Genomic DNA, 15,152 nt, shown 5'->3' on the forward strand with positions numbered 1-15,152 from the left:
TTCGGTCCTTTCCTGCTTCAGACCTGACTACCCGTGCGTGCTTGTCGGACGACCGTCGTGAGCGCTTGGACACCGCGGAGCAAGGCTGCGAGGTCATCTGCGGCAAGCTCGGCGAGGAGCTCTCGCCACGGCTGTTCGTTGCCTTGGCGAACCTGCCGCAAGAGCGCGTCCCCGCGCTCGGTGATCTCGACGAGCGTTCGCCGGCGATCGCGTTCGTCTTCCCGGCGTGCGGCCAACCCAAGTTGCACGACACGGTCGACGAGGTGGCTGGCCGTCGGCAGGCTAATGCCAAGTCGCTCAGCGATCTCGCTGATCGTGAGCGAACCGCCACAGCTGACAGCGAACAGCACCTTGAGCTGCGCCATCGTGAGGTCGAGCGCATCGAACGGTGGCGGGCTGCGCCGATGGAGATAGGCGACGATGTCGCGCATTCCCTCAATGATCATCTCGATCAGCTGATCGCGGTCATGCATTCTTTCCTCCCGTCCTGCACACACAGCAGCGAAGTCTACGTCACTGATTCGACGGCGTCAAACTATTTGAGGAATTCGACTGGTTCGATCGCCCGATCTCCTGGCGGTAGCTTGACGTATAATGGTGGTGGCTCCGGTGTCGATGGTCATATCCGCACACACCGCTCCACCCCTCCCCTTCCCGCGTTCGAGCCGGGCACGCGCCCGGCTCGGCGTCTTCGCTCGTGCCTCGGAGGCACTGGTTGTCAGCAGAGTGCACCCATGCTACGATCCAGGTACGTGTGTACGTACACGCCCGTGGGGGACAGGCATGCGACCGAAGCAGCTGTGGCAAGTGGCCCTGGGAGACCTAGCGAAGCGCGTGTCGCGGGCGAACTTCGAGACGTGGCTCAAGCACACCCAGCTCGTCGCCTTCGAGGACGACTGTGCGACCATCGCTGCGGCATCGAGCTTCGCCGCTGAGCAGCTCCGCAGCAAATTCGCTGCGGATATCCAGGAGACGTTATCGCTCCTGCTCGGTCGACCGGTCACGGTGCAATTCACCGTGCTCGGCGCAGAAGGAGAGGTGCTGCCCAGCTCTCGCAAGAGCCAGCGCCGTGTGGTGGCGGCTGATGGTGCCGAACCGCAAACGAAGCAACTCGCTTTGGCTCCCTCTCCTGATCATGGCTTGAATCCGCGGTACACGTTCGAGAAGTTCGTAGTGGGCCCGAACAATCGCCTCGCCCATGCTGCTGCACTGGCGGTCGCCGACCGACCCGGTGAAAAGTTCAACCCATTGTTCATCTACGGGGGGGTCGGTCTCGGAAAAACGCACCTTCTCCATGCGATCGGTCACCGCGCACTGGCAAACCGCCCGACGCTCCGTGTGTGTTACGTCTCGTCAGAAGTCTTCACGAACGAACTCATCAATGCTATCCGTCATCAGCGGACGGACGAGTTCCGCAATCGATATCGCACGATCGATATCCTGATGATCGACGACATCCAGTTCATCGCTGGCAAGGAGAGTACTCAGGAAGAGTTCTTCCACACGTTCAACGCGCTCTATCAGGCTGGCAAACAGATCGTCATTTCGAGCGACCGCCCGCCACGGCTCATTCCGGATCTCGCTGATCGCTTGCGCTCCCGCTTCGAGGGAGGATTGCTTGCCGACATCCAGCCACCGGATCTCGAGACACGACAGGCCATTCTCATCGAAAAGGGACGCGAACTCGGCATTCGGATTCCGGACGATGTAGTGGAGTTCGTGGCACGCCGCGTCGAGAGCAATATTCGCGAGCTCGAAGGCGCACTCAATCGGATCGTGGCGTTGTCGCAACTGTTGCATCAGCCTATTACCTTGCAGCTCGCCGTCGAGGCGCTGAGCGACGGCGACGCGCGCGGGCGGCGCGAGCAGCTCACGCCCGAGCTGGTGCTCCAGTCGGTGTGCAACTACTACCGGGTCTCGCTCGCCGAACTGGTGGGACCGGGACGCCGCCGGGAAATCGTCGTGCCTCGGCAGGTGGCCATGTATCTCCTGCGAGACGAGCTCGGCTTGTCGCTGGTCGAGATCGGCCAGCGGCTGGGTGGCCGAGACCACACGACGGTCCTGCACGGCATCGAGAAAATCGAACAACAACTGCGCCAGGACGAACAGCTTCGTGGTGACCTCCTGGCGCTCCGGGCACGACTGTACCAGGACAGTGCAGCACCGATCGGTGCGTGAGGTCAGACGCGGTACGCGAACCCTGCTGCGAGAACGAGAACGACGAGCCCCACCCAGACGACCGCGATGCCGGTCGCGCCGGCAGTGAAACCAGCGACGAGGGTCAGCCGGATCGCTGCTATCAGGACGAGAAGGAGCGTGAGTCCCTTTCCGAAGGCAGCCCGACGGCGTCGGCGTTCGCGCTCGTGCCAGAGGGTGTCGATACGCTCTTCGATCGCTGCTTGGATCTGCACGAGGAAGGCGTCGACGAGTTCAGGATCGTACTCCGATCCCAGCTCTCTGCGGGCACCCAGAAGGATCTCGAGTTCCTCGGCGATCCGGCGATCGGGCGGTGGTGGGGGACGATCGGGCTGACAACGGACCGTCGCGAGGATCGTCCCGAGCGTGTCCTCCCAACGAGGCCGTCGGTTCGGTGATGCCACCGTGAGCCCTCACAGCGAGCCTCAGTCGGCAACGATGCTAGCATGCTGCGCGTTCTCGAGGCGATGGGCCAGTACTTCGGCGAGATGGAGCGGTCGGCGTCCCGTGAAGTGCGCGATCTGCTCGCGACACGAGACGCCCATGACCGCGACGATCGTCTCCGCCGGTTGCTCGAGCACCTTCGGGAAGAGTCGGTCGGCACCGATCTTCTCCGAGATCGCATAATGCTCGGCCTCGTAGCCAAAAGAGCCGGCCATTCCGCAGCAGCCCGCGCCACTCTCCTCGGCCTCGCAACCCGCTGCCTGGAGAAGCGTCAATGCGTGCTTGGTCCCGACGAGCGCTTTTTGATGGCAGTGCCCGTGGAAGAGGACGCGCGGTCCACGGTCTCGTTTCCAGGGCAGGGAGAGGTTGTCCTGCTGCATCGCGCGGACCAAGAACTCGTCGAGCAGGAAGCTCTGCTGGGCGACGATCTCGACATCCTCGCTCTTCGGGAGGAGATCCGGGTATTCGTCCCGGAAAGTCAGGATGCAGCTCGGCTCGGTTCCGACGATGGGAATGCCCGCGCGCGCGAACGGGGCGAGCAATGCGACGTTTTCTCGGGCCAGCCGCTGAGCCTCTCGCAGGAGCCCCTTGGAGATCATCGGTCGACCACAACAACGTCGGCGTTCGAGAACGAGCACCTGATAGCCGGCTGCCTCGAGCAGAGCGACGGTGGCACGACCGATCTCCGGGTAGTTGTACGTGGCGAATGTGTCTTGGTAGTAGATCACTGGCCCGCGGATTCCATCGGTCTGCGGCACATGGCGCTCGCGGAACCAGCGGTCGAACGGTACGCGCGCGAACGCCGGCAGGGATCGTGCTGGGTGCACACCGAGCACGCGCTTACCGACAGCACTGAGCGGGCTGCGAAGCAGCAAGTTGCTGAACGGTGCGGTGCGCGAGCCGATCCGGTTGAGCAGATGGATGTGCCCGAAGGCGCGAGCACGCAGCGGAGTCCCGTGCGCGGCGTAATACTGCGCGAGGAACTCCGACTTGATCCGCGCCATGTCGACGCTCGACGGGCACTCGGTCTTGCAGGCCTTACAGGCGAGGCAGAGATCCAGCACCTCGTAGGTGCGCGGGTCAGTGAAGTGGCGCGGCTCGAGGATGCGGCCAGCCAGCGCGTTCCGCAAGGCATTGGCCCGTGCCCGCGTCGTATCGCGTTCGTCGCGAGTCGCCATGTACGAAGGGCACATCGTTCCGCTGCCGATCTTCCGACAGACGCCAGCACCGTTGCACATCTCGATCGCGCGGAGAAAGCCGCCGTCCTGTTCGAAGCGGAAGAACGTCTTCGGCTCGATCGGTCGATAATCCGGCCCGTACCGGAGGTTCTGGTCGAGGGGTGGACAGTCGACGATCTTGCCGGGGTTGAGCAAGTTGAGCGGGTCGAACGCCGCTTTCAGTTCCCGCATGCACTGGTAGAGCGTCGGTCCGAAGAGTAGCGGATTGAGTTCACCACGGGCGAGGCCGTCGCCGTGCTCGCCGCTCAAGACACCGCCGAACCGCTTGGCCAGCTGGAGCGATCCTTCCGTGAGCGCTCGCATCGTGCGCACGCCGTCGGCTGTCTTCAGGTTGACGAGTGGACGGACATGGAGGCAGCCGGCGCTAGCGTGGGCGTAGAAGGCCGCCTTCGTACCGTGTTCCGCGACGAGACGAAGGATCTCGCGGACATACTCGGCCAGGTGCTCGACCGGAACCGAGACGTCCTCGATACACGCGATCGGCTTGTAGTCGCCCCGGATACTGTAGAGCAGGCCGAGTCCGGCTTTGCGCACTGCCCAGACGTCAGCCTGGCGCTGCCGATCGCTGATGGCGATGGGGTCCCGTCCGAGCTTGCGCTGCTCGACGAGCTGGACCAACGCTTGGAGCTTGTGCTGGAGCTCGGTTTCGGTCTCAGCGTAGTACTCGACCATGAGGAGGGCTTCCGGGTTGCCCCGGAGGAAAGCGATGCGGTGTGCGTATCCTGGTTGCTCGCGGGTGAGCCGGATGAGCAGACCGTCCATCAACTCGATTGCTGAGGGGCCCGTCTCGAGGAAGGCCGGCGTGGCCTCCATCGCTGTGACGAGGTCATCGAACTGGACGAGCACGAGCCCGGTCAGTCGCGGCACAGGAACGAGGTTCAGCGTGTACTCGAGGCCGACCGCGAGGGTACCCTCGGAACTGGCGAGCAGGCGTGCCACGTTGAGCTGCGGCTCGAGGAGGACCGGCAGACCATAGCCACTGGCCCGGCGCCAGTGCTTGGGGAAATCGCGAGCGATCGCCTCACCGTACTGTGAACGGAGCCGGAGGAGCTCGCGATAGAGTGCTCCTTCGCGGGTCGTTGTACTGGCGCGGCGTTCCGCTTCTTCCCAGGTCAGTGGGGAAAAGGTCAGTTCGCTGCCATCGGGGAGTAACGTGTGAGCCTCGAGGACATGGTCTGCCGTCATACCGTACAGGATCGAGTGCGATCCCGAGGCGTTGTTCCCGATGACACCGCCGATGGTCGCGCGGTCCGCACTCGAGGGGTCTGGCCCGAACATGAGCCCCAAGCGCCGGAGTTTGGCGTTGAGCTGGGCGAGCACGATGCCGGGCTGGACACGCACCCGTCGTCCGGCCGGATCGATATCGAGCACCTGGTTCAAGTACTTCGAGAAGTCGATGACGATCGCTCGCCCGACCGCTTGCCCGGCGAGACTGCTGCCTCCGCCGCGTGGCAAGACCGGTACCTCGAACTTCCGAGCCAGCTCCATCGTCCAACGGACGTCATCGTAGGTACGCGGGATGACGACGCCGATCGGCTCGATCTGATAGTTGGACGCGTCGGTGCTGTAGAGCATACGAGTGTAGAGGTCGAAGCGGACTTCGCCATCCAGACGCCAGCGCAGTTCCTGTTCGAGGGCAGTGATCTTCTCTCGCTGGTCACGGCGAGTGATGCCGTTCGTCGCGACTGTCGTGGGCACCGTGCGATCCTCTCTCGACGCTCGACCAGTTCGATTTCGCACGGTGCAGTCTAGCACTCGGTGACCGGTCCCGTCAGTCCTCGAGGGACTCGAGATCCGGATCGTCGGCGCGCCAGAGTCGTTCCGGTGGAGCGAAGCCGAGATCGACGAGGTGAGCGATCACGGCGAGGATGACCTCGTCCGGGGTCGAAGCACCCGCGGTCACGCCAACCCGACGAACCGACGCAACGAGCGCAGGCTCGATCTCCTCGGCACGCTCGACCAGGACGCTCGGTGTGCCGAGAGCACGACTGACCTCGACGAGCCGGGCTGAGTTGGAACTCTTCCGGCCGCCGACCACGATGACGAGGTCGACATCGCGCGCGAGACGAGCGAGGGCTTCTTGCCGTTCCCAGGTCGGTTGGCAGATCGTATTGACCACCCGTAATTCGCCGCCGTGCGGGAGAACCCAGCTCGCGAGCTGGTGCGCGAAAGCGATGAACTCCTCGGTCCGTTTCGTGGTCTGGGCGAGCAGTGCAACCTTTCTCGGCGGTTGTTTTCCGCTGGACCCGCCACGCGGTGCGTCCCACGGCAGATCGTTGAGGTGCTTCGCCGCACAGGCTCGCTCGGTCCCGGCCCAACCGAGCACACCGCGGACTTCGGGGTGCTGGGCGTCACCGAAGATGACAAGAAAATAGCCTTGCACCGCGAGCTTTTGGGCGAGGCGCTGGACGCGTGTGACCAGCGGGCATGTGGTGTCGATCACTTGGAGTCCGTGGCGAGCCGCTTCCTGGTAATGCTGGGGTGGTGCGCCGTGGGCGGTAATCGCGACCGTGGTAAAGCCACGCGCCTGTGCTTGCGCGACCTCACTGATCGGTTCGATCCGTTCCTGCTGCAGCTGCTGCACGACGATCGGATTGTGGATGATGTCACCCAGCGCAGCGACCGGTTGCTCGCGGGCGGCGGCACGCACGATGTCGAGTGCTCGGCGAACACCCCAACAGAAACCGAGCACCTCAGCGACGAGAATCTCTTTTTTGGCTACGGAGAGAGTCATGTCTTGTTCACTCTGCATCGATCCGTCCCCCTATTGCTCTCGGTCTCTCGTTCACCATCACGGACACGCTCTTGCTCGGCGGGATATCCTCGCAGAGGACGCCCGTGGTCACTGCCGCGGAAAGGAGGACTCCTGGGATGCCGGCACCCGGGTGCGTGCCGGCGCCGACGAAGTACAGGCCAGGAATGCCCGCTCGGTTGTGCGGTCGGAAAAACGCGGACTGGAGGAGTGTCGGCTCCAGCGAGAAGGCCGCACCCTTGAAACTTCGCAGGACTTTCCAGAAATGCATGGGCGTCCACTCACGTGCAACCCGTATGGCCCGACCCAGTCCTTCCAAGCCGTGGACGTATTCGAGTGTCGTGAGGACACGCTCGCGAAAGCGGTGCTGTTGGTCCTCAGACCATGGACCGGTTTTCCCGAGATGCGGAACCGGCACGAGAATGTAGAGACTCTCGTGTCCAGGCGGTGCGAAGGTCGGATCGGTGCGAGCTGGCGCGTGCAAGTAGAACGCTAGTTCCGAGAGGGTGCTGTTTCCATCAAACAGCTCTCGTAACTGTTGTTCGTAGTCGAGCGGCATGATGATCGTATGGTGTCGCAGTTGCTCGAATTGCCGATCGATCCCGAGATAGAGGAGATAACAGCTCATCGAATAGCGTGCCCGGCGGAGCCAGGCAGCCAACAGTCTCGGTCGCTCGGCAGCCGGGAGCAATTCGAGGATCGTGGTGGCGACATCACTGTTCGCGACGACAGCGTCGGCCGCGAGCCCGGTGCCATCGGCCAGCACGACGCCGGTCACTCGTCCATGTCCGTTCGTCAGAAGCCGCTCGACCGGAGCGTTGAGTTGGATCGTGCCACCGAGTCGCTGGACCAGCTGTCCGAGGAGCGCGACGACCGAAGCCATACCGCCGATGGCGAAGAAGACGCCTTCGCGCCGTTCGAGGTAAGGGACGATGCTGTAGATCGCACTGGCTCGGAGCGGATTGCCACCGATGAAGAGCGGGTGGAACGAGAAAACCATCCGGAGATGAGGTTCGCGCAGGAACTGTCCGACGAAGCGATAGACGCTCTCGTGCGCGCGGACAGCCAACAACTCCGGAAGAATGCGGAGGAAGGTCGTCAGTCGATCGAACGGGACACGAGCGAGGTCCTCGAAGGCTCGTTCGTAGATCCGTTGCGTTGCCGTCAGCAACCGACGAAATCCCAGTACCGCGTCGGGGGAAAAACGGGCGACCTCAGCTTCGTCACGTTCGGCTTCGCCCCAATAGTCGAAGCACGCACCGTCGCTGAAAAGGATACGGTAGGCCGGTGTGAGTCGGACGAGACGCAACTCGTCATCCAGCGTCGTTCCTGCGAGCCGACAGAGGTCGTCGAGCAATGACGGAAGCGTGATCAGCGTCGGTCCGGTATCGAAACGATAGGGCCCGAGCTCGAGGACACCGGCACGGCCACCGAGCCGATCGAGCGCCTCGACGACCGTGACACGATATCCGTGGTGGAGAAGGCGGATAGCGGTGGCGAGTCCACCGATACCAGCACCGATAACGAGTACGTGCGTCACTCAACGATCCTTTCCGACGATTCCCACAGCTGGCTCGCGTATGTCGGTCGCGGCTCGGTCCGTATGTAACCCGAGGCGATCGGCGAGCAGTTTCGCGATCGAGTCGGTCGACGAGTCGGCGTTGACCCAGATGGGTGGTTCGAAAACCAGTTGGGTGTCACTGGGCTCGAGAATCAGACGAACTGGAATGACGGGAACGGCGGTGGCGAGACGACGGGCGGCTTGTTGGGCGATCCAGACCGCGCCTGGTTTCATCCCGCCGACCATCGCCCGGCGCCCAGGAAGGTGCGGGTCGATGACGGGATACCCCTCGGGAAACACGACGAGGAGTTGTCCGCTGGATACTCGATGGATCGCGTCACGCAAGCCGCGAACCAGCAGGAGCTGCGCTTCCGTGGTGCCGTACTGTATTCCTGGGCGATCACGCTCCGATGGGCGGACGATCACCGGCCAGCCAGCGAGGCGGCACAGGAACTCCATGAGCCACCGCCATCGCTGGTTGGGTACCCAGTCGAGGGCAACCAAGAAACGGAGCGGCCGTGGGACGGTCGCTAACAGGATCCGACCATCGTCGAGGTGATGGATATGCTGCGGAGCCAGCACGACCGGACCATGGGCTGGCACGAGATCGAGTCCGTGAGTCTTGAGCCGGCGGTCCCGGAGCGTACGCCGTGCCAGAGTCGCGAGAAACCGCCAAGCCATGTCTTCCGCGAGAGCGTTTCTGGCTGCTCGCCGTTCAGCACGGGGAAGCGACCCCTTTTCGCCGATTCGACCTCGCAGCGCGATCGTCGCTGGGAGGAACCCTCCGAGAGCCGCGAGAGCGATCGGTCCCCAGAGACCGACTGCCGCGCAGAGTGCACTCGCGAAGAGAACGTTGGCACTGTAAATGGCCCACGGGAACGTGGCGGAGAAGTGCTCAGGCTCCTGGCGCCAGATCCATCGGCTGATACTCATGAAGACGAACCCTGTCAATGCCCAACCGAGGAAGTTGATCACCGGCATCCCGTAGTACGCACCGCTCTGGTGCCAGACCCAAAAGCGCGCTTGCATCGACTCGTGTGCCATCGCTGGGTCGAGCACGAGATCCCAGACGACGAGTAGCCAGACACCGATCGGAACAGTGCTCCAGGAGGGAAGACGAGGGAACAATCGGCTGCGGAGTGCGATTGCCAGCAGATACGAACTCAGACCGACCGTGAACCAGGAGAGCGGGATCGTGAATGGCACACGGTCGAGAATCTTCCAGCCGAGTCCGGACGTGTAGCTGTAATTGCCGAATGGCCAGCCGGTGCTCGTCCCGATCAACTCGGCCGCGAGCGAAGTTGGGACCGTCACGAGGAAGAAGCCGAGCGTCTTGCGCGGGCCGATCGCGTGCCAGGCCCACACGAAGAGGGCAGCAGCGCCGAGAACGATATAGGCAGTGCCGCCCCACTTCATGCCAAAGGCATAGACAGCTCGCCCAAGCTCGAGATCGGCCCAGAGCTCGGGATTCTCGAGCGCGATAGCGATCCCGCCGACACCGAAAGCCAGCGCCAGCACATATGCTGCATACAACAGCCAGGCAAGTGACAGCCTACGCATGTTTCCTCCTCTCGATGACGCGTCCACGCCAGGTCGGCGTACCGACGAGGGCCTGTTGGACGAGCCGGGCGACGACCAGCGAGTCCGCCAACGGTGCGAGCCAGTACCACCACTGCAAGGGCCGATAGGCACGCCGCATCCCGAGCGCCATCCCGAACCGCACGGCAGTTGCGAGGGTCGCGAGCAGTCGAAACGATCGCTGGCGCCAGCTAAACAGGAGAAGCGGGAACCACGCAGCCTGTGTCGTCAGCAGGAGGAGAAAGTCGAGTACGCTCCGCCACCTCGGCTGCTCGTCGGTTGCCGGGAGAGAACGGGGCCAGGACCGCCAGAGTGCTTTGCCATCTCGGTACATGGTCACGAACGAAGCGTCGCGCAGTTCGAGGAATGCGACTCGGTAACCGAGTCGAGCGAGTCGGCGCCCGATCGCGACATCTTCGGCGACTGCGCGGGCCACGGCACGGAGGCCGTCCAGTTGCTGGACAGTCTCGCGATGCAGGAGAAGCGCTTGGCCATTGACGAGCACGTGGTGGGACTGCGAAAAGACCTGTCCGGGGATACCGTAGCGGTAGACCAGCGTCGCTAGGAATGCGGGGTGGAGGAGCCAACTCAGAGGATCCGGCATGAGTGTCTGGGTCAAGGCCACGCTCACACAGTCGGCCTCGAGTTTCCGCGCCGCAGCCAGGAGGCGCTCGGCGAGTGCGGGATCTGGCCGCACGTCAGCATCGAGCACGAGGTACCAATCGGCGTCGACCTCCTGGCAGGCTCGCTGCAGCCCCCATACTTTCCCGTTCCAGCCGATCGGTGGTGCACCGGCCTCCAGCCAGCGAACCCGTGTGTCGCGCGCGCGATACGCAGCAACCACCCTTTCTGTCCAGTCTGTCGAGCCCGTATCGACGATGACGATCGTTCCGACGAGGTCAGGCGGTTGCTGGATCGCCCCCTCCAAGCACAGTGCGAGTCGTTGTTGTTCGTTGTAGACCGGAATGAGCAGTGCGACGGATCCGGATCGCTCCGGAGGCGTCACCTGGGCGAGTTCCAGCCTGACCCTCCGACTCTCGATGGCGGAGTCGACCAAGCGAACGATCGCGAGCCCGTGCCCGAAGGCGACAGCTCCTTGGATCAGAAGTCTCATCCAACGCATGCTCATTCGCTCGACCCTTCACCACGATCCATGAGCAGTCTCTCGAGTAGACGGAACGCTGGGTGGGTGGGGTCGACCAGCTGGTGATCCCCGGACGTTTCGATATAGACCTCAAGCGTTCGAAACGCTTGCGCGAAGCGACGCGTGTCTTGCGGACGCACCGTCCGGTCAGCCCGGCCTTGGACGATCGTGACTGGGCACGTTACGCGGCATGCAGCGGCTCTGGCTCGCCGTGCTGTCTCATCCAAAGTCCGCAGCAGTGACCACGGAAAGCGGACCGCACGAAGTTCTTGGCGGACGATCGGGTCGGAAAGATCCAGGGTAGCGTTCCAGCCGGAGAAGGCTCGACTCACTGCTGGATCGTCGAAGTCGATGCGGGCGAACGGTCGCGGTCCAGCTGTGAACCGTGCGAGCACCGGGACGATGGCACGATACCAGAAGGGCAGCGGCAAGCGGGAGAACGGGGCGAGGAGGACGAGCTGGCTGGGTGGAACGATAGAGGCTGCGATGGTCGCCAGTGCACCACCGAAGGAAAAGCCGACCAGGATGACTGGAGCAGGGGAACAGTCTCGGACGGTGGTGAGGACGCTGTCGAGCCAGGTGCGAAGCGAAACGCGCGGTAGTTCTGGTAGATCCGGTCCGAAACCCGGTAACAGGGGTGCCTGAACTGCGAAACCGGCGTGGTTGAGTTGCTGGGCGAGCGGCAACCATTCCCGCGGTGTGCCCATGAAGCCGTGCAGGAGTACGAAGACTGGGGAGCGGCCTGTCAGACGAATGGGATGATGCTCTGGTCCATTCAGCGAGTTGCGCAAAATCGTCCACAGGTTCGACACGGTTGGTCCCCCTGACGCCGTAGGTCGAGATGAGCCTGCCACGCTCGGAGCAATGCACAGAGCTTGTCGTCATACCCGGCAATGGCCCGGACACGGACGGTGTCGAAACGATTCCGTTCGATGGCACGGAGGATGGCTGCATAGATCTCTGCTGCAGCGATGATGCCGAAGCGTACCCGCTCGGGGAGACAGCGGTAGCCGATCCGTGCTCGTTCGTAGATTTGTCGGGCACGGGTGATCTGCAGGCGAACGACCATCTGGAGCTGCGGGGTCGGTGGGCTGAACGTCTGAGCGAGATGATAGAGGCTCCTCAGCTCGATACCGTAGCGGGACAGGTCTTCGGTCGGGAGATACAAGCGCTGGCGGCGGAGGTCCTCACCGAGATCGCGCGTGATGTTGGTGAGCTGCATCGCGATCCCGAGTGCGTTCGCGGCAGCTTGTCCAGTATCACACCGAACACCGAGCACGGGTGCCAAGGTCAGGCCGACGGTCCCGCCGACCTGGTAGCAGTACCGGTAGAGCTCATCGCGGGTGCGAATCTGGCGAGGCGTGATATCAGAGAGTATGCCCGAAATGAGGTCAGCCGTATAAGCTGTTGGGATATGGTACCGTCGATAGACACCAGCGACCGCCTTGGCGAGTGTCGGCTCCGGACTGCTCGACGCGAGACCCGAGACGACCCACTGGTACCATTGCTGGAGAACTTGCGCGGCGAGACCTTGCTCGACGGTATCGGTATCGGCGAGATCATCGAGATAACGGAAGAAGGCGTAGATAGTCGTGACATCACGGCGGATGTCGGCCGGAAGAAAGCGGCTAGCGAGCCAAAAACTCCGTCCGTACCGAGCGAGGATCTGTTCGCTCGGAACCTGGCTCCGGGGCGGAGCGGTCTGCGCGGCGAAAGAGCTAAAATTAGTTAACGGACTTCTCGACTCTCGCTCAGTGACGGGCATTGACCAGATCCGCACCGCGACCTTCTGCACCTGCAACGAGCAGTATAGTGACGATCGACTTCGCGATCAAGGCACCAGTCGGTCGCGAAGCCCCTGGATGTCCAGATTGTATTGGGTACGAACTGTCTCGGTTCCGCTGACGGGGCATCCTGTGGAAACGCGAGGCGAGACGCTGCACAGCCACGCGAACCGCGATGGGGATCGGACAGGAGCGTACCTGCCAGGCGACGGCCCAGCGAGGACACGACGTCGACGGAGGACACAGCGTGTCTAGTGCTTGAGAGGGGCGGCTGACACGGTCGTACTGCAGCCTATCGTTGCGCGTAAGAAAACGAGAGGGAGCGCGTGAGGCGCTCCCCCTCGTTCATCGATCGCCCGGAGCGATCAGCCTTCTAGGCACGGAGTCCGTCGAGCAGCATGGGAAGGGCTGTCTCGACGAGCTCGGTCGCCTCCTTCCCGGTTAGCCGCGCGTGCGCATGCAATGCCTCGGCCAGCGAGAGAATCGCGAGGGCCGCGAAGCGCGGCTGAACCGACCGTGCCTCTCCGCGCTCGTGCGCTGCTTTCAGGAGCTGTTCGATCGGCTGGACCAGACACTCGGTCACCAGCTCGGTGAGCCGCTTGCGCGGTTCCTCCGAGATAGCTGGGAGGTCTGCCAGCAGCATTCGGCCGACATCGACCGGTGCATGAGCTGCGAGCCATTGCAGGATTGCCCGGAGGCTCGACTCTAACGACGCCCCAGCGCTGGCAATCGCTTGCTCGAGACCGTCACGATGGGCCCGCAGGTTCCGCTCAGTGACCGTGACGTACAGTTCCTCTTTCCCGCCTGGAAAATGGTAGTACAGGGACGCTTGGCGAATCCCGAGTTCCTGCGCGATATCGCGGAGCGTCACCGCTTTGTAGCCACGTTCCGCGAACAATCGCTCCGCTGCTGCTTGAACCCGCTCGCGTGCAGCGCTCGTCGTGCTCACCACGGTTGCCTCCTCCTGATGGTTCATTCGCACTTCTACTGAACGGCCAGTCACACTATAGCAAAACTTGTCTGCGTCGTCAACTGGCCGTTCCGAGCCTCTTGCCCCGGTATCGAGCAGAATCGTGTCGTTATGGACAGCCAATCATGTGCCGAAAGCGAATCGAAACGTGTCCGTTGCTGATTCGCTTTCTGCTCACTGCACTGTGATCAGGTATGATCGAGTTTGGGTAGGTGAGAGGCGACGGGATGCAGGTGATGCAGCACGTTCAGGTAAAGGTGCCGGTTGGGAGCTTTTGGGTCTTGCGCCTGCTGCTCTTCGCGTCGTTCTTCGACCTGTTCGTCCAGTATCCGATCGCCGCTCCCTATGCTTCCGCGCTCGGTGCCTCTCCAGCGCTGGTCGGAGCGATCGTCGCTGCGTATTCTGTGAGCAATCTCCTGGGAAACGTCGTAGCCGGTATCGCGCTCGATCGCTTCGGTCGCTTCCCACTGCTCGTCGCCGGTGCTCTCACCACCGCCGCTGTCGTCGCTGCCTACACGCTCGCCCGGACACCAGCTCAGCTTCTCAGCCTCCGGTTGCTCCACGGATTGACGGTGGCAGCGCTCGCACCGGGAACCTTCGCGTTGTCGGGTGACCTGGCTCAGGGAGATCGCCGTGCACGTGCGATGGGAGCGAACGGTGCAGTCATCGCGCTCGCGGCGATCATCGCTCCTGCTCTCGCTGGTATCGTGCAGGAGCGAACTGGATTCGCGACGGTCTTCCTTCTCGACGCGCTCGTCCTCGCTGTGGCAGGTTCGCTCGTGTTGGCCGCCGGTCGATCGCTTCGGCGCCTCGAGTCAGCTCGTGGTGGCCGCGCGCAGTCACCATCCAGTGCACTGACGGCCCTTCGTGCTCTGACGGTTCCGTACGGTGCTCTTCTGCTCTTCGCCTTCGCACTCGGCACCTTCGTGACTGGACTCCCCGAACAGCTTCATGCCCTGGGTATCGCTCCCTCGATTCGTGGCGCGGCGTTCAGTACCTACGGACTGGTTGCAGCCGGAGTGATGGTGAGCCCGATCGCGAGCCGTCTCATTCGGCGAGCCTGGCGGCTCGGAACTGCTATCGGCTCGCTCTCGATCGCCATCGGACTCGGTCTCGCCGGTACGGGATCGGCCGTCTCGACCGTCGAGCGCGCGGTGCTCAGCGGTGCAGCGTTCTTCGGTTTGGGCTTCGGATTCCTCTTCCCTGCTCTGACGACCGAAGTCGCTCGCCGTACCGAACCTGGACAACGAGGCCGCGCCTTCGGGGTCTTTTATGCCTTGTACTCACTCGGTGTGATCGGGGGATCGCTGGTCGCTGGCTGGCTCAGCGAGCGTGCTGGAGCGGACAGCGGGTGGCCTCTCTGGATCGGGGCAGCGGTCGCGCTCTGCGGTGTCGCGTTCCCGCTCCTCGAGCGATGTCGGTCGGCCCTTCCAGCTGCATGACGACCGCTCGGTAAGCGTTGACTAAGCCGTGCGAGCAGTGCCT

12 protein-coding genes are annotated in these 15,152 nt (G+C 63.2%); 2 read left to right on the forward strand and 10 right to left on the reverse strand.

Features of this window, described 5'->3' with window-relative positions:
• Positions 1-17: 17 nt before the first annotated feature.
• Positions 18-473 carry a MarR family transcriptional regulator gene (locus tag OO015_RS08640; protein WP_265940827.1) on the reverse strand — a complete coding sequence of 152 codons (456 nt, stop codon included), beginning with the start codon at positions 471-473 and terminating at the stop codon, positions 18-20.
• Between the two features lie 310 nt (positions 474-783).
• Between OO015_RS08640 and dnaA the strand changes: the two genes are divergently transcribed.
• Positions 784-2,178 (forward strand): chromosomal replication initiator protein DnaA, encoded by a 1,395-nt coding sequence (dnaA, locus tag OO015_RS08645; protein ID WP_265940828.1) that lies wholly within the window; start codon positions 784-786, stop codon positions 2,176-2,178.
• Between the two features lie 2 nt (positions 2,179-2,180).
• On the opposite strand, the gene OO015_RS08650 is transcribed toward dnaA, so the two are convergent.
• From OO015_RS08650 to OO015_RS08690, 9 genes are all read right to left on the reverse strand, one after another.
• Positions 2,181-2,600: a hypothetical protein gene (locus OO015_RS08650; RefSeq protein ID WP_265940829.1), complete on the reverse strand. Its 420-nt coding sequence runs from the start codon at positions 2,598-2,600 to the stop codon at positions 2,181-2,183.
• A gap of 21 nt (positions 2,601-2,621) precedes the next feature.
• Positions 2,622-5,576 carry an FAD-binding and (Fe-S)-binding domain-containing protein gene (locus OO015_RS08655; protein ID WP_265940830.1) on the reverse strand — a complete coding sequence of 985 codons (2,955 nt, stop codon included), beginning with the start codon at positions 5,574-5,576 and terminating at the stop codon, positions 2,622-2,624.
• Positions 5,577-5,649: 73 nt separating this feature from the next.
• Positions 5,650-6,630 carry a 4-hydroxy-3-methylbut-2-enyl diphosphate reductase gene (ispH, locus tag OO015_RS08660; protein WP_265940831.1) on the reverse strand — a complete coding sequence of 327 codons (981 nt, stop codon included), beginning with the start codon at positions 6,628-6,630 and terminating at the stop codon, positions 5,650-5,652.
• Complete coding sequence (gene crtI, locus OO015_RS08665) at positions 6,620-8,170, reverse strand: phytoene desaturase family protein (RefSeq protein ID WP_265940832.1); 1,551 nt, start codon at positions 8,168-8,170, stop codon at positions 6,620-6,622. The genes ispH and crtI overlap by 11 nt, the downstream gene beginning before the upstream one ends.
• Complete coding sequence (locus tag OO015_RS08670) at positions 8,171-9,751, reverse strand: carotenoid biosynthesis protein (protein ID WP_265940833.1); 1,581 nt, start codon at positions 9,749-9,751, stop codon at positions 8,171-8,173.
• Positions 9,744-10,883, reverse strand: coding sequence for a glycosyltransferase (locus tag OO015_RS08675; protein WP_265940834.1), 1,140 nt, complete (start codon positions 10,881-10,883; stop codon positions 9,744-9,746). The genes OO015_RS08670 and OO015_RS08675 overlap by 8 nt, the downstream gene beginning before the upstream one ends.
• Positions 10,884-10,894: 11 nt before the next feature.
• Positions 10,895-11,725 (reverse strand): alpha/beta hydrolase, encoded by an 831-nt coding sequence (locus OO015_RS08680; protein WP_265940835.1) that lies wholly within the window; start codon positions 11,723-11,725, stop codon positions 10,895-10,897.
• The gene (locus OO015_RS08685) at positions 11,689-12,678 is read right to left on the reverse strand and encodes a phytoene/squalene synthase family protein (protein WP_265940836.1); all 990 of its coding nucleotides are present in this window, start codon (positions 12,676-12,678) and stop codon (positions 11,689-11,691) included. The genes OO015_RS08680 and OO015_RS08685 overlap by 37 nt, the downstream gene beginning before the upstream one ends.
• Positions 12,679-13,070: 392 nt before the next feature.
• Positions 13,071-13,646 (reverse strand): TetR/AcrR family transcriptional regulator, encoded by a 576-nt coding sequence (locus tag OO015_RS08690; RefSeq protein WP_265940837.1) that lies wholly within the window; start codon positions 13,644-13,646, stop codon positions 13,071-13,073.
• 248 nt (positions 13,647-13,894) lie between these two features.
• On the opposite strand from OO015_RS08690, the gene OO015_RS08695 reads away from it, so the two are divergent.
• Positions 13,895-15,109 (forward strand): MFS transporter, encoded by a 1,215-nt coding sequence (locus OO015_RS08695; RefSeq protein WP_265940838.1) that lies wholly within the window; start codon positions 13,895-13,897, stop codon positions 15,107-15,109.
• Positions 15,110-15,152: the final 43 nt, after the last annotated feature.

The sequence above is a fragment of the Thermomicrobium sp. 4228-Ro genome, from assembly GCF_026241205.1.
Classification (GTDB): Bacteria; Chloroflexota; Chloroflexia; order Thermomicrobiales; family Thermomicrobiaceae; genus Thermomicrobium.